This is a genomic window from Pueribacillus sp. YX66 (genome assembly GCF_041725775.1).
Lineage (GTDB): Bacteria > Bacillota > Bacilli > Bacillales > UBA6769 > Pueribacillus.
In genome coordinates, this window is the sequence record NZ_JBEUEL010000001.1 from 136,696 (window position 1) to 159,758 (window position 23,063).

Below are 23,063 nucleotides of genomic sequence, written 5' to 3' on the forward strand. Positions count from 1 at the left end.
GTCGTTTTGAAATAGCTTATCATAGTTTATGTTGAACTGAAATCATGGCATGCCGTATGCTACAATAATGGTAATGATCGAATAAAGATAGGTGAATCGATGATGTATTTTGTTGATCGAAAACGAATCGAAGCGACATTGCAATATATGGAAACAAACCTTGAACTTTTTGAAAATACGACTTCTTGGGATACGATGATAGCCCAACGTGCATTAGAGCGGATTGCCCACGGTATCATTGAGTCGGTTATTGACGTCGGTAATGCAATGATTGATGGCTTTATAATGCGTGATCCGGGAAGTTATGAAGACATTATAGATATTTTATTAGACGAAAATGTGATCGAGGAAGCGGATGCAGAGCGGATTAAAAGCATCATTTCGTATCGCAAAGAACTTGTTCAATCGTATATATCAATTGATCATGTAGAGTTAAAGCAGCGCGTGCAAAAAAGCTTAAGTGCACTTTCTAAATTTCCTGAGCACGTCCGCCGATATTTAACAGAAGAACTAGGACCGGTCTCGGCGTTTTTACCAGATGATTCAAAAGGGGAATAAGATGAAAACGTATCGTGGATATTTAATTGATTTAGACGGAACGATGTACCGAGGTAATGCAAAAATTGATAGTGCTGTTCGCTTCGTTAATAAGTTGGCAACGTTGCGTATACCGTATTTATTTGTAACGAACAATTCGTCGCAAACACCTGAGCAAGTTGCCAATAAATTAACAAACTTCGGTGCCCCTGCTAAACCAGAACTCGTCATAACGTCAAGTCTGGCGACAGCGAGCTATATTCGTCAAAAATCGCAACAGGCGTCAATATATATGATCGGAGAAACAGGGCTTGAAACTGCGTTAAAGAATCAAAGGTTGTCGCTCGTCGATGAACGAGATGTGGACTATGTCGTCATAGGAATTGATCGCAAGCTAAGTTACGAAAAGCTTGCAAAAGCATGTTTAGCAATTCGAAGCGGTGCGACGTTTATTTCGACGAATGCCGATAAAGCGATCCCAACAGAACGCGGGCTGATTCCGGGAAATGGCGCATTAACAGCAGTTATATCAGCTTCAACCGGAGTAGAACCAACGTTTATTGGAAAACCAGAACGCATTATTATCGATCAAGCTCTTGAACGGCTTCAAGTCGATAAGCATGAAACAATAATGGTCGGAGACAATTATGAGACAGACATTCGAGCGGGTATGAATGCGGGAATTGATACAATGCTTGTTCATACTGGTGTAACGAACAAATCAGATTTACAACATATAACAAAAACACCAACATACACCGTTGACTCCTTAGACGACTGGAAGTTGCCATAAAACGAGTCTTCATGAGGAATTACAAACTAGTTGTACATCATCAAAAAAAACCGCCAACATACGAAGGCGGTTCTCATTTAAGGTTCAACATTTGCGAGTCTGTGAGCAAGGCGGCTTGAAGCCGCTGCTGCAATCGCACCGACGATATCATCTAAAAATGTATGGCAATTTCCGTTGCTATGGTCGTTTAACTTTTTCAAAATACCAGGCTTTTTCTTGTCGATATACCCATAATTCGTAAATCCAATTGAACCGTACACATTTACAATTGAAAAAGCAATGACTTCATCGACACCGTAAAGCCCTTCGTCACGTTTCACTAAATCAAGAAGGGGTTCGCTTAATAAATTTTTTTCTGCGAGACGATCGAGTTCAATTCCCGTAATAATTGCATTTTGTACTTCACGTTTTGATAGGACGCGCTCAACGTTTTCACGGCACAGCTTAAGTGTTAGGCCGGGGTGATATTGCTTTTGAAGAAAATGAACGAGTTCAGCAATGTCATCTATAGTTACACCGCGTTCCATTAACCACTTTCTTGCAGCAATTGCAACTGGATCGTGTGTCATGCTCCTCCCCCTTTTCTATATTATTATCGTAAGGATAATTACTATTATGAAGAAGGAACGAAGATCGTGCAAGGAGATTCAGTCGCCTTTTTCTTTACGTTGCTTATAACGCTATGAGAAAATATAATGTAAAAGGATTGAAAGGGGAACAAAAAAATGAAGCCTCTTGTCTATGTTACGAGAAAATTGCCAGTTGAAGCGCTTAGAAGCTTGTCTAAAATCGCGACCGTTAAAATGTGGGAAAAAGCAAATGTACCTGTACCACGTGACGTTCTACTTGAAGAAGCAAAAGACGCAACAGCGTTGCTGACGATGTTAACAGAACGTGTCGATGAAGAACTGATGAACGTTTGTGAGCAGTTGGAACTTATTGCAAATATGGCTGTAGGTTATGACAATATTCAAGTTGATTATGCACGTAAACGGAATATTATAGTTACGAATACACCTGATGTGCTAACTGATACGACCGCTGATTTAACGTTCGCATTGTTAATGGCAACCGCCAGAAAATTAATAGAAGCGTCTAATTACATAAAACACGATAAATGGACGACGTGGAGTCCTTTTCAGTTAGCAGGAAGTGATATTCATCATAAAACAATGGGAATCGTTGGAATGGGGAGAATTGGTGAAGCTGTAGCTAAACGTGCCACTGGCTTTGATATGAAGATTTTATACTATAATCGTAATCGGAAGCCATCAGCTGAGCAAAAGTACAATGCAATGCATTGCTCATTTCATGAATTGCTCAAGGAATCTGATTTTGTCATTTGCCTTGCTCCGTTAACAGAAGAGACGAAACATTTATTTAATAAAGAAGCGTTTAAACAGATGAAGCAATCAGCAATATTTATTAACGCATCACGAGGAGCTCTTGTTGACGAAGATGCTTTGTACCACGCGTTAACAACAGGTGAGATTGCAGCTGCAGGCTTGGATGTTTTTGAACATGAACCGATTCGCTCCAATCACCCGCTTGTAAATCTACATAATGTTGTTGCCTTACCTCATATTGGAAGTGCGACGCTAGAAACGCGTATGAAGATGGCTACGCTTGCTGCCGATAACATCTCATCCTACCTTAAAAATGGCGAAGTGATTACACCTGTGTAATCCTCAGACCATGCGATTTAACGTTTTGAAGTGGGCTAACGGATCGTGTGGCGTAATAAATTTGCTTAATTAACAAATTTGTCTCTTGCTACAATATCAAATCATCACTATAATGTTTCTTGAGTCCACTCTAGATAAACAGGTGTACTTCTAGGATAAACAAAGGAGTGTCACGATGAAACAACAAATCAATATTGGATTGCTTGGATTAGGAACAGTTGGAAGTGGTGTTGTCCATATTATTCAAGCTCATCAAGAGCAGTTGCAACATCAAATTGGTTGTCCAATTCAAGTGAAAAAGATTTTAGTAAAAGATTTTGAAAAGAAGCGTGATGTATCGGTTGAACGAGAAGTGTTGACCGATCGCCCTGAAGATATTATAAACAACGATGAAATTGACGTTGTTATTGAAGTGATCGGTGGAGTTGAGGAAACGAAAGAGTACATCATCACTGCACTGAATAACAAAAAGCATGTTGTAACAGCAAATAAAGACTTAATGGCGTTATACGGTGGCGAACTACTCTCAATTGCAGCCGAAAATGGCTGTGATTTGTTTTATGAAGCGAGTGTCGGGGGAGGAATTCCACTTATCCGTAGTCTCGTTGAAGGTTTGTCTTCAGATCGAATTACGAAAATGATGGGAATCATTAACGGAACGACGAATTACATTTTAACGAAGATGACGAACGAAAAAGCATCGTATGATGATGTTCTTAAAGAAGCGCAAGCACTTGGTTTTGCAGAAGCTGATCCGACTGCAGACGTAGAAGGGCTTGATTCTGCAAGGAAAATGGTCATTTTAAGTACACTTGGTTTTTCAATGCGAATCGATCTAGACGATGTTTCGGTTGAAGGGATTTCAAAAGTGGGTTTAGATGATATTGAATATGCACAGCAGTTTGGCTATACTATGAAACTAATTGGAATTGCCGAAAGCGATAACGGTCGTGTAGAAATAAGCGTACAACCGACGCTTCTTCCAAATACACATCCACTTGCTTCAGTGAACAATGAATTTAATGCCGTATACGTATATGGAGAGGCAGTCGGTGAAACGATGTTCTATGGACCGGGCGCAGGTCAATTGCCAACGGCTACAGCAGTCGTTTCCGATCTTGTGGCCGTCGTGAAAAATATGCGTCTCGGTGTGACAGGGAAAAGCGTTATATTGCCACAATATGATAAACAATTAAAAGAAAAACACGAAATTTATTCAAAATACTTTTTGCGCTTTCAAGTGAAAGATGAAGCAGGTGCGTTTTCAAAAATCTCTTCATTGTTTGCCGATCATGAGATCAGTTTAGAAAAACTTTTGCAATTGCCAGTGAATGATAATGGTAAGGCTGAAATAATTGTCGTAACACATCAAACGACGAAACAAGCGTATGAAGAAGTTGTCACGAAATTGCGTGATTTAGATGTCGTCTATGAAGTGAAAAGTAGCTATAGGGTAGAAGGGGAGTAAAACTTGTGAAGTGGAATGGACTAATCGCACACTATAAAGAATTTTTGCCAGTAACAGATAAAACACCAATGCTTACATTAAAAGAAGGAAACACACCACTCATTCATCTCGATCGATTATCAGAGGAATGGGGTGTTGACCTTTATGTAAAATATGAAGGTGCAAACCCAACCGGTTCGTTTAAAGACCGTGGTATGGTCATGGCTGTCGCAAAAGCGAAAGAAGAAGGCAGTGAGGCGATCATTTGTGCATCAACAGGGAATACATCAGCAGCTGCAGCAGCTTACGGTGCCCGTGCGGGATTGAGAACGGTAATCGTTATTCCTGATGGGAAAATTGCACTTGGCAAGCTCGCGCAAGCGATGGTGTTAGGTGCAGAAATTTTTGCCATTAAAGGCAACTTTGACCATGCGCTTAATATGGTGCGAAGCATTAGTGAGAAAGAACCGATTACGCTTGTAAACTCTGTTAATCCGTATCGGTTGGAAGGACAAAAAACAGCTGCGTTTGAAATTTGTGATGAACTTGGTGACGCACCAGATGTGTTAGCCATTCCTGTCGGAAATGCTGGGAATATTTCAGCATATTGGAAAGGTTTCAAAGAGTACAATGCGGCAAAAGGTACGAAGCTTCCACAAATGCGTGGCTTTGAAGCGGAAGGAGCTGCTGCCATCGTTCGTAATCAAGTGATTGAAGCACCTGAAACGATAGCAACAGCGATTCGAATTGGGAACCCAGCGAGCTGGAATTTAGCCGTTGACGCTGCGGAGTCATCAGACGGAAAAGTCGATGAAGTGACAGATGAACAAATTCTTGATGCGTACAGAGAGATTACACGAAAAGAAGGAATTTTTGCTGAACCGGGCTCGTGCGCCTCTCTTGCTGGTGTCAAGAAGCAGCTAGCAACAGGTGAAATTAAAAAAGGTGCAAAAATTGTCGCTGTGCTCACAGGAAATGGATTAAAGGATCCGACAACTGCAATGGAAGTTATCGACATGAAACCAACGGTCATAGAGAATGATGAACAGGCGCTCATCGATATGTTACGTAAGGGGAACGATGCATGAATAAGCTAACGATCAAAGTGCCAGGCAGTACGGCAAATTTAGGTCCTGGATTTGATTCGATTGGTTTAGCAGTCAATTTATATTTACGTGTAGAAGCCGTACGCTCTGAAAGATGGGAATTTAGTTACGAGACGCCTGGATTTGAAAGTATTCCAACGAATGAAGATAATTTAATCTATAAAGCGGCACAATTTACCGCAAAACAAAAAGGGATGACAGATGAACTGCCAGCTCATCACGTAACAGTGACGTGCGAATTACCGCTTGCAAGCGGGCTTGGTAGCAGTGCTGCTGCCATTGTGGCAGGAATAGAGCTTGCCGACCAATTGTTAGCTTTATCTTTATCGAAACAAGAAAAGGCGAGAATCGCTAGCTTGTATGAAGGGCATCCTGACAACGTCGCTGCTTCTGTTTATGGCGGTCTCGTGATTGCGACACATCATGAAGATGAGACGTTCGTCGTTGAAAGTGGTACACCTGAATTAGATATGGTTATTATGATACCGAATCAAGAATTGTTAACAAGTGAATCAAGAGATGTTTTGCCAACAACACTAACATTTCAGGCAAGCACTCGTGCATCAAGCGTAGCGAATGTTCTTGTTGCTTCTTTACTGAAAGGTGATGTACGGACTGCTGGAAAAATGATGAGAAAAGATTTGTTTCATCAACCTTATCGTGAAAAAATTGTCCCCGATTTACCTGTGATTTCAGCTTTTGGCGAGGAAAAAGGAATTGAAGGCGTTGCTTTAAGTGGAGCGGGTCCATCGATAATGTGTTACACAAACGTAGGCAAAGGGGCTGAAGCTTTACAAACATTACAAGCTGCTTTTCCAGTATATCAATGTAGACTTCTTCAACCTGCAAAAGAAGGTTCGACCGTAACAGTGGTAAACGAAACATTTTCGAAGAAGTAAAACGAAGAAAAGAACCCCGTGCTTTTCAAGTAGCACGGGGTTGTTGTATTAAAATACTTGTTCGAGTTCTTTGACGCCAGGAACTTCTTCAAGTAATGCGCGTTCGATACCAGCTTTTAACGTAATCGTCGAGCTTGGGCAGCTTCCGCATGCACCCATAAGACGAACTTTTACAATTCCATCTTCAACGTCTACAAGTTCAACGTCTCCGCCATCACGGAGTAAAAATGGACGAAGTTTATCTAAAACTTCTTGTACTTGTTCATGCATTTTTTAAAACCCCTTTCAACATAATCAATATGACTAATGCACCTCATCATCAAGATGAAGAGTATCTTTTTCTATTATCCTTATTATAATCGTGTTACGTCAAAAAATCTATCTTTTACATTTGGGATGGACCATTTTATTAAAACGAAATCTTAACCGTAGTTTCGCTTGTAAAGCCAAAGAACCCCGGACTTTAAAAGTCTTGCCACTCTTCCCGTAAGCGCGGTTGAACCCATGACACCAAATCCATGTTTCGGGCCAAGAGAGCCGAGAACCCCTTTTAGCTTAATCGGTGGAAGTGGTGTTAACTCTTCTCCGTTCCAACGTTTTAGCATAACTGTTACAATTTGTTCCGCTTGTTCCTCTGCAAGCTGTGCACTAGGAGCATGCGGCAAGCTAGCGCAGTCACCGACAACATAAACATTTGGGTGACTAGGAATGTAATGATGTGCTGTTAAAATAATCCGGTTATTTTGATCTTTTTCGACTGGTAAATCACGTACAAGTTTGTGTGGCTGGATACCGGCTGTCCAAACGACAGCATCAAAATCAATCGGCTCGTCATTATTGTATAGTTTAAATTCTTCAACTTTTGTAATGTTTGATTCATTTATGACTTCAACGTCGTTATCAATGAACCAATTTTCAACGTATCGGCTTAACCGTTCAGGGAAGTCAGACAAAATTGTTTTACCGCGATCATATAATTTAATCTTTAAGTCTGGTCGGCTTTCGCGAAGCTCACTCGCGATTTCAACTCCGCTTAATCCAGCACCGACCACTGCGACGACACCATTTGGTGGTAAATTGCTTAAAGTTTGGGATGTTTGCCGCGCATCGTCAATCGATTGAATACTTAACGTATATTCTCCAGCTCCTGGAACACCGTGGTATTTATCTTCACTTCCTAGTCCAATCACTAGTTCATCATAAGGAATAGGTTCTTCCTCGTCACGTAATTTTATCACTTGTTCGTTAAGATCGATCGCCGTCACTTCACCAAAATGGAACTTAAGCTTGGGGTGCTCTGGAAAAGGCACACGAACGTCCGTATCAGAAACTGTTCCGGCAGCAAGTGCATAATATTCCGTTTTTAAACAATGGAAAGGTTCACGATCGATTAATAATATTTCAAGTTCTGTCGGAATGTGTGAGGCTAACAAACGCTGAATAATTCGAACTCCGCCATAGCCCCCACCAAGTAGTACAAGTCTTTTCATGAAAAGTCTCCTTTTAGAGGATGATCACGAATGAATCGTAAATAAAAACACGCTCACTAGTATATCTTGTCCGTTTAAAGTATAACGAACTCTTATTATGTTTACAACAAACTAAGTGGTATGGAATCATTGACTGTTCACATTAGAAAAGTTATGATTTGAAAATGGGAAGGCAAAGGTGAGGAATGAATGAATCCGATCATTGAATTTTGTATTACAAATTTAGCAAGCGGCTCTCAAAGAGCGTTAGAAATGTTAGAAAAAGATCCGAACTTAGATGTCATTGAATATGGGTGTTTAAGCAATTGCGAACTTTGCTACGATAACCTTTACGCTCTTGTGAATGGAGAAGTCGTTACAGGTGAGACACCCGAAGAACTCGTCGATAACGTGTATCAATTTTTAGAAGAAAATCCAATGTTTTAATCACTCGATGAGTTGAGTCGTTGCCTGCTTATTATGTATACTATTACTATAGAGAGATGAGATTCGTTAAGAAAGGAGCGATATGAATGATAGTCACACTTACTGACTCTGCAGCTAGTCGCATTAAAGAAATGATGGCAGAACAAAATAAAGAAAATGCGTTTTTACGTGTTGGTATAAAAGGTGGCGGTTGCACAGGCTTATCATACGGCATGGGATTCGATGAGAATGTGCAAGCGGATGATGAACAATTTGAAACACACGGAATTAAAGTGATTGTTGATTCAGAAAGTGCCCCCGCTCTAAAAGGAACAAAAATAGATTTTAAACAGAATATGATGGGCGGCGGGTTTACGATTGACAATCCAAACGCCATTGCTTCATGCGGATGTGGTTCTTCATTCCGTACGGCGACGAATGCGGGAACACCAAGTACAGATTGCTAAAACGTGATTCTTTGGATTAAATACTTCTCAGTCGTTTTTAAAACATAACGACTGAGAAGTTTTTTATGTGTATCGTTTTAGCAATTTAAGATTCGTAAACTTTAGGAGTTGATACGTCATGAGTCATCAGTTTGACGAAGTGATGAGACAGCCTTCAAGACGACGTCGCTTATGGATGGCGTTAATGATGGGTTCGTTGGCATCATTTGGTCCGTTTACGATTGATATGTATTTACCAGCATTTCCAATGTTAGCGAATGATTTATATACATCGACATCTCTTGTTCAACTAAGTTTAACGGCTTGCTTACTCGGTCTTGCCCTTGGTCAATTATTTATAGGCCCGTTTAGTGATATCTATGGTAGACGGAAACCATTGTTAGTCGGACTCGTAATTTATAGCATTGTGTCTATCATGTGTGCATTTGTTCCGTCTATTTGGGCGTTTGTAGCGCTTCGGTTTTTTCAAGGGATCGCTGGATCTGCAGGAATTGTAATTTCTCGTGCGATCGTACGCGATCTTTACACTGGCTCTGAGATGACAAAGTTTTTTTCTTTATTGATGTTAGTGAATGGTACTGCTCCGATCCTTGCACCGATAGCGGGGGGTCAGTTACTTCGATTTACTTCATGGCACGGGGTATTCTTAGTCCTTAGTATTTTTGGCTTTATCATGTTTGTTACCGTTGCGATTGGATTGCAGGAAACTTTGCCTATTGAACGCCGTTCCACTGGTGGTATTACGGGTACCATCTCTACATTCGGTAAGTTGATTCGCACTCGCACATTTATCGGTTATACATTAGCCCAAGGGTTAGTTTTTGCCGCTATGTTTGCATATATTTCGGGTTCCCCGTTTGTTTTACAAAGTATTTACGGTCTATCGCCACAAGGGTTTAGTTTGTTCTTTGCAATAAATGGTATTGGGATTATCATAGCTACCCAAATAACAGGTAGACTGTCAGGTAGGATTCCCGAAAGTAAGATGCTCAAGTTTGGATTAGGGCTTGCAAGTGTTAGCAGTCTTAGTTTATTTGCCATGATTTTAATTGGCGCAGGACTTATTGCTATTTTAATTCCATTATTTTTTGTCGTATCGAGTGTAGGGGTTGTCAGTACAACGTGCTTTTCACTTGCAATGCAAAATCAAGAACGTTCTGCAGGCAGTGCATCGGCATTATTAGGATTGATGTCTTTTATTGCTGGCGCTACAGTAGCACCTTTCGTCGGAATCGCTGGAGAACATACACCGGTTCCAATGGGGATTGCAATTGCAGTTTGTAACGTAGCTGCTGTGCTCTGTTATGTCTTTCTTGTACATCGTCCAAAACAAATGGGGCATGAACTGACAGTGTAAAGTATATATTTTCTTAAGAATGTTCGATTTCTGCTTGAAAAAGCATAATAAAAAGCATAATATTGATAGTGGATGAATTGTGAAGATTTTTCAACATATTTCGCTTAAAGTTCGTGTTCAAAAAGGAGCGGAAACAGATTCAAGCACAAGACTACCGTATAAAGATACATTTTTGCTGTCTTGCACCTTTTTGAACATCCGCTAAAAAGGCTTGAATAACTCGTGAAGGTGGATGTGATCGGATTGAATAAACCTAAGATTGTAATACTCGGTGCTGGCTATGGTGGGATTATGACAGCAGTTCGGCTGCAAAAACAAATGGGTGGAAACGAGGCAGAAGTTATACTCGTAAATAAGCACAACTATCATTATCAAACGACATGGTTGCATGAACCTGCAGCTGGAACGTTGCATCATGATCGGACAAGAATTTTAATTAAAGATGTGATAAATGAAAATAAAATTACGTTCGTTCAAGATACGGTTGTTGAAATTAAACATGAAGAGCAAAAGGTCATTCTCGAAAATGGAGAATTAGCATATGACTATCTTGTCGTGGCACTCGGATTTGAACCTGAAACATTTGGAATTGAAGGATTAAGAGAAAATGCATTTAGCATTCGCAGTGTCGATTCTGTAAGAAAAATTCGTGAGCACATTGAATATGAATTTGCAAGCTATAATAATGATGTTGAGAAAAAGCCTGAACGCCTTACGATCATCGTTGGTGGGGCAGGATTTACTGGTATTGAATTTGTAGGTGAACTTGCCGATCGAGTACCAGAGTTATGTAAAGAATTCGATATTGATCCGAAAGAAGTTCGCGTCATTAACGTAGAAGCAGCGCCAACAGTATTGCCAGGTTTTGATCCTGAGCTCGTTGAATACGCACAAAATTTGCTAGAGCGAAAAGGGATCGAATTTAAAATTGGTACGATGATTAAAAAGTGTACGGAAGAAGGCGTTATCTTATCAAAAGATGATGTTGAAGAAGAAATTAAATCGAATACTGTCGTTTGGACAGGTGGAGTTCGAGGGAACTCGATTGTTGAAAACTCAGGATTTGAAACGATGCGTGGTCGAATTAAAGTAGAAAAAGATCTGCGGGCACCTGGATTTGAGAATGTATTTGTTGTCGGTGACTGTGCGCTTCTCATTAACGAAGAAAACGACCGACCATATCCACCAACAGCTCAAATAGCAATTCAACAAGCGTACACGTGTACAAATAACTTATTAAAACTTGTTCGAGGCAACGAAGAACTAGAAACATTTAAACCCGAAATTAAAGGGACGGTTGCATCGCTCGGGGAAGGGGAAGCGATTGGAACGGTTGGAACTAAAAAATTATATGGAAGTACAGCATCCATGATGAAAAAATTGATTGACAACCGTTATTTGTTTTTACTAGGTGGACCTCGCCTTGTCCTTAAAAAAGGTAAATTGAAACTGTTTTAATTTTCAAAGGAAAGGGAGCCTATTCGGGCTCTCTTTTTTTGATCCATACTTGTGGAAAGCCAGTGCAATGGCACGAGATGATTGAAGACGAGTAAAAACCGTTAGTGAATATCCGTTACTTCGGTCGGTCGTGGGTTCGTCGTATATGCGATTTTGTTCGTTTCGTAATTTGTTGCAAAGTCGTGTCTTTTATTGACGGTATATAAGGCTTCGAGTAAACTAAAAAAGGACATGGGGGTGAACGTGTGCAACTACCACAACTGTTTATATCAATGTTATTGTTTATCATATTATTTTTTGGGATTGGATTTATTTTAAATATGCTTTTACGTTCCACATGGGTTATGGCTATTGTGTATCCGCTCGTTGTCATCATGATTGTAGATGAAGTCAAATTTTTTGACTATTTTTTAAAACCAGGAATGGCTTTCCCCGCTTTGGTTGATCGATTAACAGGATTAGCTTTTGCTGACATATTAATTTTAGTAAGCGGGTTTGTCGGAACGATTGTCGCTGGTATTGCGATACGAATGTTGCGGGTGCGCGGATATCAAATGTTCTAACACCTGCCTATTGAGAAGTGCTTGCATCCTTCGTTGTTTGCTTCATTCGTTCTCTTATGAATGTTTTGTTCCATCCATAGTCTTCCGAAGTGAAAGGATGTACTAGCGCAGAATTAAAGTACGCCGCCTAAAAGCCTCACGTCCTGTGAGAACGGTGGCACTTGCATATCGTGTCGTGTGCTTCGCAGGACTCCAACACAGATCCGTCGAGTACGTCGAAACCATAATATAAAGGAAACTTGCTAATTGGCAAGCCTTTTAAGGCGCAGACAGAGGCCTAGCTGCGCTTATACTAGGGACTTAAAATTTGCAACTACGTCGAGCTTCTTCTAGTTGCAAATGTAGAATAATACATCTTCGAATCATCTATTGGGTGTCTCGAACGTTGCGTACAAAGTTGCATTCCGATAAACTTCGCACCTAGTCTGTTAAAATATTTTCAATTAGGCGGATTAAGTTAGCGCAATTGTTGTAAAACACTCGCTTATGGCGTTACTTAACCCGCTTGTTCTCTAACGTTCAGAAATGCACTAATGCAAATCTTTAGAATTATCAAATGTTAGTCAACATGGACGTAACGTACTTAGTCTGCGTACTATAAACTTCGTTCTTAATAGTGAGTATACTGAAAAATAAAGCTGGATTGAATCCAGTATTTGGACTGAAGCTTTTTTTGTTCTTTGAACAAAGAAAGCTTTTTTTATGTGTATAAAACCTTCCATGCATAATTTTTCGCAAGACTGGAAATGCTTGCAGATGGGAGGAGTGTGAATGCAAGAGATGAGAATAGCGAAGACGATGATTCGTCGAAGTATCATGACGATGCTTTTCGTAATCGCATTGTTATCGACGTATACATCAATAACAGGCGTTCAAGCGAAAGAGCTGTCGAATTGGTTACGTGAACAAGAGATTGGTTCTGTCGGTGGCTTTATTAGTTTGAAAACGTTTTTTGAAGAATCGGTTGTTGCTTCATCTTTGCCTTCCTTACCTAGTAATCAAGTAGAACAACATTCACTAGAGGAAGCGATCGATTGGTCACAATACCCAGCACAAAAAGTTGTTGCGACAGGTTATACTGCTGGGAAAGAATCGACAGGAAAATCACCTGGTGATCCAGCGTATGGGATTACATACTCAGGTGTAAAAGTGAAGCGGGATTTATATTCGACTATTGCAGCAGATCCGAACGTATTTCCTATCGGCACTGTGCTATTTATACCTGGTTACGGCTACGGAGTTGTAGCAGATACTGGTTCAGCCATTAAAGGTGCAAAAATTGATTTGTATTTTGAAACCGTTCAAGATGTGTACGAGCAATGGGGAAAGCGTGAAGTTACCGTTTATACTGTTGAACGAGGAGATGGAAGCTTAACAGAAGAAGTCCTTCAGCAGTTGAATGAAGATGAAGCAATGCAAGTATTTCGTCAACAATATATAGAAAGTTAAAACCCAATGAGGAAATCATTGGGTTTTTTACTCATTGTTTTACGGCGGTTAAGGTTAAGCAGCAGTTTGTTTGGAAAGGTTTCCTGAACGGTGAAGCGCATGATAAATTCGTGGAGCCATCATTGCAGTTAAAGCTGTTAATATAATGTCTTTTGGCAAAGGGGGTAGCATCCAAAGCCATGCCAATGCGTACGTGAAACCTTCGGGTGCATCAGCCCACAACTTATAAGCGAAATACATATAGTTTGTTCCAACGATATAGTTAATGACGAGTCCGATGAAGCAAGCTGTTAAAAAGCGTGTGAATGAAGGTTTTTTGACGCTTTCAATGATTTTTCCAACAACGTATGTAACGAGCAGATAAGATAAAATAAATCCAAATGTCGGTTTAATTAAAATAACGGGTCCACCTGTGAATTGGGCAAAGACGGGCGCACCGACTAAACCAATTAAAATATAAAGAAGCATTGATAAAGTTCCGAGTCGACTTCCGAGGATAGCCCCTGCCATAATTGCAAAAAACGTTTGTAGCGTAATCGGTACACCACCGATGACGAGAAATTGGGCAATATTCGCTCCGATGCCCATTAGCGCCGCAAACAGTGCCATAAACGTTAAATCAATTGCACGAAATTTCTTTTTTGTCATCTTTATAAACTCCTTTTTACTAAGCTTATTGAAAGCATAATAAAAAGCTCAGTAAATGTCAACTTAATTTTTAATTTGGTTGACATTAGGTAATCGTAGTTGATTTTAACGTGAAAGCTGTAAGTGCTTTTCTATCGATTTCATAACCGATACCAGCATTAGTTGGCACACTAATAAATCCATCATTCATCGTTACTTCAGGTACAATAATGTCACGATCCCAATAACGAGAAGAGGCAGATGTATCGCCTGGAAGTGTGAAGTTATCTAAACTTGAAATCGCAATGTTATGTGCTCTTCCAATTCCTGAGTCAAGCATGCCTCCACACCAGACAGGGATGTTTTTTGCTTTACAAAGGTCGTGAATTTGTTTTGAAGCAGTCAATCCACCAACTTTAGCGACTTTAATCGCGATCATTTGACAACTTTTCAGTTGAATCGCTTGGAATGCATCGTGATAAGAATTAATACTTTCGTCAAGACAAATCGGTGTTTTTAACTGTTTCTGCAGTTGAGCATGCTCGACAAAATCATTCGCTGCAAGTGGCTGTTCAATCATGAGTAAATTGTAGTGATCCAGTCGTTTTAATAAGTCAATGTCATGAAGAGTATAATCAGAATTTGCATCAACCATCAGTGCCAGTGACGGAAAATGTTTTCGAATCGGTGAGAGAATAGCATTTTCCATTCCTCGTTTGATTTTCACTTTAATCCGCTTATAGCCTTGCTCAATATACTGTTCGATTGTGTTGAGCAAGGTTAATTCGTTTTCCTGAATTCCAATTGCCGCACCGACTTCGATTTTGTACTTATTACCTCCAAGTAGTTTACTAAGTGGCTGATTTTTTCGTTTTGCATAGACATCCCAAATGGCTCCTTCAATGGACGCCTTTGCCATATTGTTACGTTTAATATTCTGAAATAGCATCTGTACATCATTTGGATGCTCGATTCGTTTGTTCAAAACGAGTGGGACTAAAAAGTCGTTTAGCATATGCCATGCTGTTTGAATCGTTTCTTCTGTATACCAAGGTGAAGCGAATGCAGAGCATTCTCCCCAACCAATGACACCGTCCTTATCCTTCATTTCAACGATGATCAACTCACGATTTTTTGTTGTACTAGCGCTTGTAACGAACGGTGTTTTTAATTCCATTTCGATATGGTGTAGGCTGACACTTTCAATGTGCATCAACGATTCCTTCCTTCATCGATGAGGTGAATAAGTTCGCGACGTAACAGTTTGTTCGCTCCATTTCTCGGCAATTTATGAGCAAAATAAATGCGTTTCGGAAGTTTGTAGCGAGCTAATTTTTCTTTGCAGAAGTTAAGCAACTGTTGCTCTGTCACTTCCGATGTAGTTACGACAAATGCAATTGGAACTTGTCCCCACGTTTTGTCACTTATCCTGGTCACTCCAGCATCAACGACTTTAGGGTGTGAAAGAAGAGTAGCTTCAATTTCTGCTGGATAGACGTTTTCTCCACCGGAAATAATGAGGTCACTTCTTCGGTCGATGACGTAAAGAAAGCCGTCTTCATCGAGGTAACCGAGGTCGCCTGTATACAACCAGCCATTTTTGATTGTTTTTTTCGTTTCTTCGTTGCGATGCAAGTACCCTTTTGTTACAGTTGGCCCTCTGACAATAATTTCACCAACTTCGTTTGGAGGTGTTAATACGCCATTGTTTTCTATTTTGATATTAGAATGAAACAAAGGTTTTCCTGCTGAACCAATTTTTTTCAGCATATATTCCGATGATAACGTCACAATTTGTGAGGCCGTTTCTGTCATGCCGTACGTTTGATAAACGGGAATTTTTCGTTCTGTACATTTTTCGAGCAAGGGGAGAGGAGCAGGTCCGCCTCCAAGTAACATGCAGCGAAAGCTCTTTGGATAGTTGTTCGTCTGCCTTTGAAGAATTTGCGATAGCATCGCACTTACGACGGAGACAATTGTAACACTGTCATTTACGATCGCTTCGTTTACTTTTTCAGGTTGAAACCGTTTTTGGATGACGATCGGAATACCGTATATCACACTTCGTATGACGATCGATAATCCACTCATATGAAACATTGGAACGGCGCAAAGCCATTTATCATTTTCATGTAATCCGAGATTTAAACTAGAGCCAATCGCACTCCACCAATGGTTCCCGTACGTTAAAATGACACCTTTCGGCGAACCTGTCGTTCCTGACGTATACATTATAGTATGGTGCTCGTCTAAGTGAATCTCTGTACGAATAGTTGTTTCTAATTCATCCATACTAGCGACATCTTGGAAACGTAGTGCTCTTGTTTTTAACTTGTCACAAGCTTCGAGTGCATTGTTAGCGAATGAATCATCATAGATTAGTACTTTTGGATTAGAATCATGTAATTGATAGTGGAGTTCTGAAGCGGTTAAGCGACTGTTAAGCGGAACGATGGTCGCTCCTAAATATTCCAAAGCGTGAATAATTTCAACGGTATGTATCCCGTTCTCAAGTAAAAAAGCAACTGAATCTCCACTTTTGATTTGAAAAGAAGCTAGTTTTCGTGCGAGCGAGGTTGCACGTAGATGTAATTGGAAAAATGAAATGTGTTCACCTTCAAATTCGATAGCAATCCGATCCGGAGTGAGATTTGCGCGTTTGTAAAGCCAATTTGGCATACGTTCATGCATGTAAAAGTCCTCCATTCAAATAAATCAGCTTGATGACAACGCATCAAGCTGATATCGTAACATTTGATTAAGGGAAACGTGGAAATTGATCGAAGTCTGGTTTTCTTTTTTCTTTGAATGCGTCGCGTCCTTCTTTTGCTTCTTCCGTTGTGTAGTAAAGCAGTGTCGCATCTCCCCCAAGCTGTTGAAGACCCGCTAAACCATCTGTATCTGCATTGAAAGAAGCTTTTAAGAAGCGTAATGCTGTCGGGCTTTTTTCAAGCATTTCATTACACCATTGAACCGTTTCTTCTTCTAGCTTTTCTAATGGCACTACTGTATTTACTAATCCCATGTCAAGTGCTTGCTGTGCATCGTATTGACGGCATAAATACCAAATTTCACGTGCTTTTTTATGCCCGATAATGCGTGCTAAGTAACCAGCACCGTAGCCCGCGTCGAAACTTCCAACCTTTGGACCTGTTTGTCCAAAAATGGCATTATCAGCTGCGATCGTTAAATCACAGACGATATGAAGGACATGACCACCACCGATCGCATAGCCAGCAACCATCGCAACAACTGGTTTTGGTATAACACGGATTAAACGTTGCAAGTCGAGTACGTTCAAGCGTGGGATTTGGTCTTCACCGACATAACCTCCATGACCGCGAACCGTTTGGTCTCCACCGGAGCAAAATGCTTTGTCTCCAGCACCAGTTAAAATGATAACACCAATGCTTGAATCGTCGCGTGCAAAGGCAAAAGCATCGATCAGTTCCATTACCGTTTTTGGACGGAATGCGTTATGTACTTCTGGACGGTTAATTGTTATTTTCGCAATTGCACCGTGTGTTTCATAAATAATATCTTCATAATCTCTTGTTTTTTCCCATTGTACAGCCATTAAAATAGCTCCTCCTTAAATTGATGTAAAAAATCTAATACTAGTTTACTGAATCGGTCTTTTTTTTCAAAATGAACGGTATGTCCAGCATCGTCAACGATCGCAAGTTTGGCTCGCTTCACTTGTTCGTTTATCTGTTTCGCAATGGATACATATTTCGTATCTAGCGCTCCTGTAATAAGTAAAATAGGCATCGAGAGTGTCGGGAGGCATGTCCATAACGACGGTTGTGCGCCTGTTCCCATCCCACGTAAACTGTTGGCTAGTCCGCGAATGCTGTTTTGTAAACGAAGTGAACGAAGTCTTGCTTTCTCTTCTAATCTTACTCTTTTTTGTGTTTGAAATAAAGGAATGTTCTCCCAATGATGAATAAACGCTTCGATCCCAGCTTGCTCGATAAAATTTGCAAGTTTTGCATCAGATTCGACTCTTTCCCTTCGTTCACGGTCTGTCTTTAAGCCGGGTGAGCTACTTTCTAACATTAACGATTGAATACGTGCTGGATAACGGCATGCAAGCATTAGTGCAAGTCTTCCACCCATTGAATAGCCAAGTAGATGGCATTTTTCGACATTTAATTGATTTAACAATTCAACGAGGTCATCTGCAGCATTTTCAATCGAATACCGTTCTGGATGAGTCGGAGCATCTGTCTGACCGTGCCCCATTAAATCAACTGAGATCGTCATGTAATCAGTCGAGAACTTTGGTATAAACGGATCCCAAGTTGCGAGGGAACCTGTAAATCCGTGTAATAAAAGAAGTGGTGGTCCAGAACCTACAATGTTTACGTTATATTCTAATGAATTGATTTTGTAGATCATCTTCATTATCCTTACATGAAATTCGTGAGAATTTCTTTTTCAACTTTACTCCATATATCACGATGGATGTTAACATTTTCTTGCCGTTCTGTAACGACTTCAATGACGTGTAAGCCAGTTTCATTAACGCTGTTTTTATACACATTTCGAAATTCGTCCCAATTTCTTACACGCTTGAAAATTCCACCGTACATTTCGACGGCATGATGAAAGTCAAGCCCGATTGGGGTGCCAAACAATTGCTCAAAATAGGGAAGTTTAGATTCTGCTTGTGGCAAAAATGAAAAAATCCCGCCACCATCATTGTTTACGACGACAATCGTTAGATTTAAATTGTATAGTTTTGCCGCTAGCAATCCATTTAAGTCATGAAAAAACGATAAATCTCCGATTACGAGAACGCTACTTTTGAAATGAGTGCTTGCACCTAAAGCAGTTGAAACGATACCGTCAATCCCATTTGCGCCACGGTTTCCCATCGTGACGAGCTGTTTTTCACTTGTAAATAAAAACGTATCCAAATCACGGATCGGCATGCTGTTGCCGACGAATAATAGTGCATTGTCTGGAAGCATAGACACAGCTTCTAGCATAAGTTGACCTTCATTAAGAGTAGAGCGTTTAATCGAACGGAGAATAACATTTTTTGTAAGTGAGTTTACTTCTTGCCACACGCGCAACCATGCTTCATTTTCTTGTTTGTTCTGTAATTGAATAATGTCACCCATTTTCTCACAGAATGTTGATGGCTTTACATAAACCATATAATCTGCTGATAGAGTCGGGTCCCGCCAGCCTGTCCCTTCATCAACGATAATTTGCTGGCAATGAGGGTTATTTTGTATAAAAAGCAATAGCGGTTTAGAAACAGGCATTGCTCCGAAACGGATAATGAGTTCGGGCTTGTATTTTTCGACGAACTGTTTAACGCGTAAAAAAGCATCATAACTATCAATGATGAGAGCTTTATCGTGTGTTCCGGTGCGTAGCTGTGAAAGCGGATCTGTTAGAACGGGAAAACGTAGCTTTTCTGCTAATGCAATGATGTCAGCTTGATCTTCTAAGTTATCCGATGGTCCACATACGATAAGCCCTTTTGAAGAACGAGATATTTTTTTTCCGAGCTGCTCCAATTGCGTTTCTGAAACATGACGATCACCAGTTACGACGGTCGTAAATGGTGATCCGTCAGTACGACTGCTTTCCCAAAGGGACGGTAATGAAAGATTGGGAAGGAGTGGTTCACGAAATGGAAAGTTCACATGTACCGGTCCCGCAGGTGCATCGGTTGCATTCGCAACTGCCCGAGAGGCACAAATTCGTGAATAATGAAGCATATCCTCTGTTTCTTCAGGTAACGCCATGTCGACAAACCATTTCGGGTATGTGCTAAATAAGCGGACTTGGTCGATCGTTTGTGGTGCACCGCTATCCCGTAATTCGTGGGGACGATCAGCGGTGAGCACGATAAGGGGTACTCTTGCTAGTTTAGCTTCAACAACAGCAGGATAGTAATTAGCAGCGGCTGTTCCAGATGTACAAAGGATGGCAACAGGTTCATTCTTCGCTTTAGCTAAGCCTAATGCAAAAAAAGCTGCCGAACGTTCATCAACGTGTAACCAAGTTGAAATGGATGAATGTTCCGCGAGCAAAAGTGCTAGCGGCGTCGAGCGAGAACCCGGGCTAATGACAGCATGTCGGGTTCCTGAACGGACAAGTTCATCGACGAACGCGGCAGTATATTTCGTAAGTGTATGTTGTTCAGTCATGTTTTTCTTCTCCTAATGCAGATAACATCGGTTTAAATTTAATCAATGTTTCCTCATATTCACTCATCGGATCTGAGTCAGCGACGAGACCAACGCCTGCAAATAATGACGCTTCATTTCCTTGCAATAAAGCTGAACGAATGGCAGCGGCGAACTCACCATTACCTTGATAATCTAACCAGCCAATTGGTGCTGCATACCAACCACGATCTAATTCTTCAATATGACGAATTTTTTCAACTCCTACGTTTTTTGGGTAACCTCCAAGTGCGGGTGTCGGGTGCATTGCCTCAATAATAGATAATAAGGAATGATGAGTAGCTCTTGCAGATATAGGTGTAAACAAATGTTGAATGTGTCGAGACTTGAAAAGAGTAGGTCCATCCGGGACTTCTACATCTTGACACATATGTTGTGCAACTTCTGTAATCATATCGACGACGAGCTGATGTTCATAACGGTTTTTATGATCATGGAGAAGGTAATTGCCTAATTGTTCGTCTTCTTCGTTTGTTTCTCCACGTTTCATAGAACCTGCAAGACATGTAAATAAAATGTGATCGTACTCTCTTTTTGCAAGACGTTCTGGTGTTGCACCGATGAAACAGTCACCCCCATTTTCAAAAGCAAATACGAAGCTAGATGTCTGTTCGTCAAGCAGTCGTTGTAGTGTCATTTCTGGTGAAAATGGGGTATTTGAAAATAAACGTAATTCTCTCGCGAGAACGACTTTTTTTAGTTTATGCTTTTTTATTTCCTCGGTTGTTTTTTCAACGGTTTTTATCCAAGACTGTGGATTGATTTCTTCTTTTATAAAAGATGAACATTTCATTTCTTCCCTCGCCGTTTTTGGATGAAAAAGGGATTTACGCTCTCTTTCTGATTTTTCAGCGATTTCGCTCGGGTTATCTGTTTCACTTAAAAGAAAATTTGTCGTTAACGAAGCAGTACCTTTATAGATCGTTAACATATATTTAGGAAGGATTAATTTTGCATCAGGAAAAGATCTCCACAACTCCGTTTTTTCTTTTAATGGATCAAAACTAAATCCCCCTAAAATTGTAGGACCAGTCGCTGGAATCGATTCGTCTGAAACGATAATGGCGCCCTTTGTTAAATTTTTCCATTCACTATTTAATTCAGAAAAACGGTTTATTCCGCTAGCTTCGAGCGATACTTCTGAACTAATTCCGATTAAAATTAATTCTCGTTTTGGATCAGCCCAGAACGTTCGTGTATCGATTTTATTGTTGCAAACGGAGAAAAAAGCAAGGGCATCTTCGTTTGCAACTTTTGATGCCATGCTTACTATAATCGGACGGTTCAATTGTCTTGCTTTTTGAACGCCTTCAACTAACTTTTCATAAAGTAGTTTTGGCTTTTTTATCGTAATCACAGCAGATTCCTCCTGTAATTGAATCTATTCAAAGATACACCTTAAGCCCGTTTAATGTCAACAAACTAGCTAAGTCTTACCCACCATTTAACATTGACAGGTGTTGGCTGTTCTTCTAAACTTAAACTAGTATTTACCTTTATTAAGAAGAGTTAAAATTATCGCTATAAAGGTAGAGCCTTAGTCATTCATCCAAAAAAGTGATTCTGGATGTCATGCTTGGAGACGTATTTGATGAAGGGGAGAGAAGGCGATGTCAGCTATTATTGAACGTCAAGAAGACGTGAAGCAACCTTCAGGCTGGCAAGTATGGTGGCGCTTGTTACGTCCGCATACGTTAACTGCAGCGTTTATTCCTGTATTTATCGGAACAATGCTTGCACTATTGTATGGAGAGTTTCACATGCTTCTTTTTCTAGCGATGTTATTTGCTTCCTTATTAATCCAAACAGCTACGAATATGTTTAACGAATATTATGATTATAAACGCGGGCTCGATACGAAAGACTCCGTAGGGATCGGCGGTGCAATTGTAAGAGATGGTGTTGAACCAGCCGTTGTTTTACGACTCGGTCTTATTTTATTTGCGATTGCTCTATTGCTCGGAGTCTACATTTCAGCGACAACAAGTTGGTGGATTGCTGTTATAGGTGCGATTTCAATGGCAGCGGGCTATTTCTATACAGGGGGTCCTTACCCGATTGCATATACTCCTTTCGGTGAAATCGTTTCTGGGTTCTTCATGGGTCTTGTCATTATTCTTATTTCGTTCTTTATTCAAACGGGAACCGTTACGACCGAAAGCGTGTTAATCTCAATCCCAATTTCGATTTTGTGTGGTGCAATTTTAACATCGAACAACATTCGTGATCGTGAAGGTGATGAGAAAAGTGGACGAAGAACGCTTGCGATTCTTTTAGGACACGAAAACTCGATTAAATTTTTAGCTGCGATGTTTGCCGTTTCATATTTATGGATTGTCGGAATGGTGATTACAGGCTATGGTACATTGTGGTTGCTTCTCGTCTTTTTAAGTGTACCGAAAGCGATCCTAGCAACTAAGAGTTTTGTTGGAAAGACGCGTCCAGTTGAAATGATGCCAGCGATGAAAGCAACAGCTCAAATGCATACGATTTTTGGCTTTCTTGTCTCGATCGGTTTATTAATTGAATATATTTTCTGAGAAAAACGGTGGCTAGTGCTATCGTTTTTTC

At 40.4% G+C, this 23,063-nt stretch carries 23 protein-coding genes; 13 read left to right on the forward strand and 10 right to left on the reverse strand.

The annotated features are described in order from the left end of the window. Nucleotides 1-102 precede the first annotated feature (102 nt). Nucleotides 103-558 (forward strand): DUF86 domain-containing protein, encoded by a 456-nt coding sequence (locus tag ABU914_RS00700; protein WP_379667826.1) that lies wholly within the window; start codon nt 103-105, stop codon nt 556-558. Between the two features lies 1 nt (nt 559). Next, nucleotides 560-1,330, forward strand: coding sequence for a TIGR01457 family HAD-type hydrolase (locus ABU914_RS00705; RefSeq protein ID WP_379667827.1), 771 nt, complete (start codon nt 560-562; stop codon nt 1,328-1,330). Nucleotides 1,331-1,407: 77 nt separating this feature from the next. Here the strand turns inward: ABU914_RS00705 and ABU914_RS00710 are convergent, their stop codons facing one another. Further along, complete coding sequence (locus tag ABU914_RS00710; RefSeq protein ID WP_379667828.1) at nt 1,408-1,899, reverse strand: phosphatidylglycerophosphatase A family protein; 492 nt, start codon at nt 1,897-1,899, stop codon at nt 1,408-1,410. A gap of 156 nt (nt 1,900-2,055) precedes the next feature. Here ABU914_RS00710 and ABU914_RS00715 point away from each other — a divergent pair, with 156 nt between their 5' ends. The 4 genes from ABU914_RS00715 to thrB all read left to right on the forward strand — a co-directional run bounded on the left by ABU914_RS00715 (nt 2,056) and on the right by thrB (nt 6,467). Continuing rightward, a complete protein-coding gene (locus tag ABU914_RS00715; RefSeq protein WP_379667829.1) occupies nt 2,056-3,015 on the forward strand; it encodes a 2-hydroxyacid dehydrogenase in 960 nt (319 codons plus the stop codon). 175 nt (nt 3,016-3,190) lie between these two features. Beyond that, a complete protein-coding gene (locus ABU914_RS00720; protein ID WP_379667830.1) occupies nt 3,191-4,483 on the forward strand; it encodes a homoserine dehydrogenase in 1,293 nt (430 codons plus the stop codon). A 5-nt stretch (nt 4,484-4,488) separates the two neighbouring features. Continuing rightward, nucleotides 4,489-5,550 (forward strand): threonine synthase, encoded by a 1,062-nt coding sequence (thrC, locus tag ABU914_RS00725; RefSeq protein WP_379667831.1) that lies wholly within the window; start codon nt 4,489-4,491, stop codon nt 5,548-5,550. After that, a complete protein-coding gene (gene thrB, locus ABU914_RS00730) occupies nt 5,547-6,467 on the forward strand; it encodes a homoserine kinase (RefSeq protein ID WP_379667832.1) in 921 nt (306 codons plus the stop codon). Before thrC ends, thrB begins: the two co-directional genes overlap by 4 nt. Before the next feature lie 48 nt (nt 6,468-6,515). Here thrB and ABU914_RS00735 read toward each other — a convergent pair whose 3' ends face one another. Both ABU914_RS00735 and ABU914_RS00740 read right to left on the reverse strand, forming a co-directional pair. After that, a complete protein-coding gene (locus tag ABU914_RS00735; RefSeq protein WP_379667833.1) occupies nt 6,516-6,737 on the reverse strand; it encodes a NifU family protein in 222 nt (73 codons plus the stop codon). A gap of 152 nt (nt 6,738-6,889) precedes the next feature. Next, a complete protein-coding gene (locus tag ABU914_RS00740) occupies nt 6,890-7,957 on the reverse strand; it encodes an NAD(P)/FAD-dependent oxidoreductase (RefSeq protein ID WP_379667834.1) in 1,068 nt (355 codons plus the stop codon). A 189-nt stretch (nt 7,958-8,146) separates the two neighbouring features. On the opposite strand from ABU914_RS00740, the gene ABU914_RS00745 reads away from it, so the two are divergent. The 6 genes from ABU914_RS00745 (at nt 8,147) to ABU914_RS00770 (ending at nt 13,656) form a co-directional block, all read left to right on the forward strand. Beyond that, complete coding sequence (locus ABU914_RS00745; protein ID WP_379667835.1) at nt 8,147-8,383, forward strand: YuzB family protein; 237 nt, start codon at nt 8,147-8,149, stop codon at nt 8,381-8,383. Between the two features lie 86 nt (nt 8,384-8,469). Next, complete coding sequence (locus ABU914_RS00750; protein ID WP_379667836.1) at nt 8,470-8,829, forward strand: HesB/IscA family protein; 360 nt, start codon at nt 8,470-8,472, stop codon at nt 8,827-8,829. Nucleotides 8,830-8,947: 118 nt separating this feature from the next. Next, nucleotides 8,948-10,186, forward strand: a complete 1,239-nt coding sequence (locus tag ABU914_RS00755) for a Bcr/CflA family multidrug efflux MFS transporter (RefSeq protein WP_379667837.1) — start codon at nt 8,948-8,950, stop codon at nt 10,184-10,186. A 243-nt stretch (nt 10,187-10,429) separates the two neighbouring features. Then, the gene (locus ABU914_RS00760; protein WP_379667838.1) at nt 10,430-11,644 is read left to right on the forward strand and encodes an NAD(P)/FAD-dependent oxidoreductase; all 1,215 of its coding nucleotides are present in this window, start codon (nt 10,430-10,432) and stop codon (nt 11,642-11,644) included. A 245-nt stretch (nt 11,645-11,889) separates the two neighbouring features. Next, nucleotides 11,890-12,207 carry a YuiB family protein gene (locus ABU914_RS00765; RefSeq protein WP_379667839.1) on the forward strand — a complete coding sequence of 106 codons (318 nt, stop codon included), beginning with the start codon at nt 11,890-11,892 and terminating at the stop codon, nt 12,205-12,207. A 780-nt stretch (nt 12,208-12,987) separates the two neighbouring features. After that, complete coding sequence (locus tag ABU914_RS00770) at nt 12,988-13,656, forward strand: 3D domain-containing protein (RefSeq protein WP_379667891.1); 669 nt, start codon at nt 12,988-12,990, stop codon at nt 13,654-13,656. 54 nt (nt 13,657-13,710) lie between these two features. Here the strand turns inward: ABU914_RS00770 and ABU914_RS00775 are convergent, their stop codons facing one another. The 7 genes from ABU914_RS00775 to ABU914_RS00805 form a co-directional block, all read right to left on the reverse strand. Beyond that, nucleotides 13,711-14,304, reverse strand: coding sequence for a biotin transporter BioY (locus ABU914_RS00775; RefSeq protein ID WP_379667840.1), 594 nt, complete (start codon nt 14,302-14,304; stop codon nt 13,711-13,713). An 85-nt stretch (nt 14,305-14,389) separates the two neighbouring features. After that, nucleotides 14,390-15,496, reverse strand: coding sequence for an o-succinylbenzoate synthase (gene menC, locus ABU914_RS00780; RefSeq protein WP_379667841.1), 1,107 nt, complete (start codon nt 15,494-15,496; stop codon nt 14,390-14,392). Further along, complete coding sequence (locus ABU914_RS00785) at nt 15,496-16,974, reverse strand: o-succinylbenzoate--CoA ligase (RefSeq protein ID WP_379667842.1); 1,479 nt, start codon at nt 16,972-16,974, stop codon at nt 15,496-15,498. Before ABU914_RS00785 ends, menC begins: the two co-directional genes overlap by 1 nt. A 67-nt stretch (nt 16,975-17,041) precedes the next feature. Then, nucleotides 17,042-17,860 carry a 1,4-dihydroxy-2-naphthoyl-CoA synthase gene (gene menB / locus ABU914_RS00790; protein WP_379667843.1) on the reverse strand — a complete coding sequence of 273 codons (819 nt, stop codon included), beginning with the start codon at nt 17,858-17,860 and terminating at the stop codon, nt 17,042-17,044. Beyond that, entirely contained in the window at nt 17,860-18,684 is an 825-nt protein-coding gene (menH, locus tag ABU914_RS00795; RefSeq protein WP_379667844.1) for a 2-succinyl-6-hydroxy-2,4-cyclohexadiene-1-carboxylate synthase, read from the reverse strand. Before menH ends, menB begins: the two co-directional genes overlap by 1 nt. An 11-nt stretch (nt 18,685-18,695) precedes the next feature. Then, nucleotides 18,696-20,453 (reverse strand): 2-succinyl-5-enolpyruvyl-6-hydroxy-3-cyclohexene-1-carboxylic-acid synthase, encoded by a 1,758-nt coding sequence (gene menD, locus ABU914_RS00800; protein ID WP_379667845.1) that lies wholly within the window; start codon nt 20,451-20,453, stop codon nt 18,696-18,698. Further along, nucleotides 20,446-21,849: an isochorismate synthase gene (locus ABU914_RS00805; protein ID WP_379667846.1), complete on the reverse strand. Its 1,404-nt coding sequence runs from the start codon at nt 21,847-21,849 to the stop codon at nt 20,446-20,448. The genes menD and ABU914_RS00805 overlap by 8 nt, the downstream gene beginning before the upstream one ends. A gap of 253 nt (nt 21,850-22,102) precedes the next feature. On the opposite strand from ABU914_RS00805, the gene ABU914_RS00810 reads away from it, so the two are divergent. Next, complete coding sequence (locus ABU914_RS00810; protein WP_379667847.1) at nt 22,103-23,032, forward strand: 1,4-dihydroxy-2-naphthoate polyprenyltransferase; 930 nt, start codon at nt 22,103-22,105, stop codon at nt 23,030-23,032. Nucleotides 23,033-23,063 lie beyond the last annotated feature (31 nt).

What these genes read in the sequence shown, in the direction of transcription:
- ABU914_RS00715 (WP_379667829.1), top strand. Translation starts at nt 2,056, where the DNA reads ATGAAGCCTCTTGTCTATGTTACGAGAAAATTGCCAGTTGAAGCGCTT.
- menC (WP_379667841.1), bottom strand. Translation starts at nt 15,496, where the DNA reads ATGCACATTGAAAGTGTCAGCCTACACCATATCGAAATGGAATTAAAA.
- ABU914_RS00735 (WP_379667833.1), bottom strand. Translation starts at nt 6,737, where the DNA reads ATGCATGAACAAGTACAAGAAGTTTTAGATAAACTTCGTCCATTTTTA.
- menB (WP_379667843.1), bottom strand. Translation starts at nt 17,860, where the DNA reads ATGGCTGTACAATGGGAAAAAACAAGAGATTATGAAGATATTATTTAT.
- ABU914_RS00755 (WP_379667837.1), top strand. Translation starts at nt 8,948, where the DNA reads ATGAGTCATCAGTTTGACGAAGTGATGAGACAGCCTTCAAGACGACGT.
- ABU914_RS00770 (WP_379667891.1), top strand. Translation starts at nt 12,988, where the DNA reads ATGAGAATAGCGAAGACGATGATTCGTCGAAGTATCATGACGATGCTT.
- ABU914_RS00700 (WP_379667826.1), top strand. Translation starts at nt 103, where the DNA reads ATGTATTTTGTTGATCGAAAACGAATCGAAGCGACATTGCAATATATG.
- menD (WP_379667845.1), bottom strand. Translation starts at nt 20,453, where the DNA reads ATGACTGAACAACATACACTTACGAAATATACTGCCGCGTTCGTCGAT.
- ABU914_RS00750 (WP_379667836.1), top strand. Translation starts at nt 8,470, where the DNA reads ATGATAGTCACACTTACTGACTCTGCAGCTAGTCGCATTAAAGAAATG.
- ABU914_RS00705 (WP_379667827.1), top strand. Translation starts at nt 560, where the DNA reads ATGAAAACGTATCGTGGATATTTAATTGATTTAGACGGAACGATGTAC.
- ABU914_RS00775 (WP_379667840.1), bottom strand. Translation starts at nt 14,304, where the DNA reads ATGACAAAAAAGAAATTTCGTGCAATTGATTTAACGTTTATGGCACTG.
- menH (WP_379667844.1), bottom strand. Translation starts at nt 18,684, where the DNA reads ATGATCTACAAAATCAATTCATTAGAATATAACGTAAACATTGTAGGT.
- ABU914_RS00720 (WP_379667830.1), top strand. Translation starts at nt 3,191, where the DNA reads ATGAAACAACAAATCAATATTGGATTGCTTGGATTAGGAACAGTTGGA.
- thrB (WP_379667832.1), top strand. Translation starts at nt 5,547, where the DNA reads ATGAATAAGCTAACGATCAAAGTGCCAGGCAGTACGGCAAATTTAGGT.
- ABU914_RS00810 (WP_379667847.1), top strand. Translation starts at nt 22,103, where the DNA reads ATGTCAGCTATTATTGAACGTCAAGAAGACGTGAAGCAACCTTCAGGC.
- ABU914_RS00785 (WP_379667842.1), bottom strand. Translation starts at nt 16,974, where the DNA reads ATGCATGAACGTATGCCAAATTGGCTTTACAAACGCGCAAATCTCACT.
- ABU914_RS00740 (WP_379667834.1), bottom strand. Translation starts at nt 7,957, where the DNA reads ATGAAAAGACTTGTACTACTTGGTGGGGGCTATGGCGGAGTTCGAATT.
- ABU914_RS00710 (WP_379667828.1), bottom strand. Translation starts at nt 1,899, where the DNA reads ATGACACACGATCCAGTTGCAATTGCTGCAAGAAAGTGGTTAATGGAA.
- ABU914_RS00745 (WP_379667835.1), top strand. Translation starts at nt 8,147, where the DNA reads ATGAATCCGATCATTGAATTTTGTATTACAAATTTAGCAAGCGGCTCT.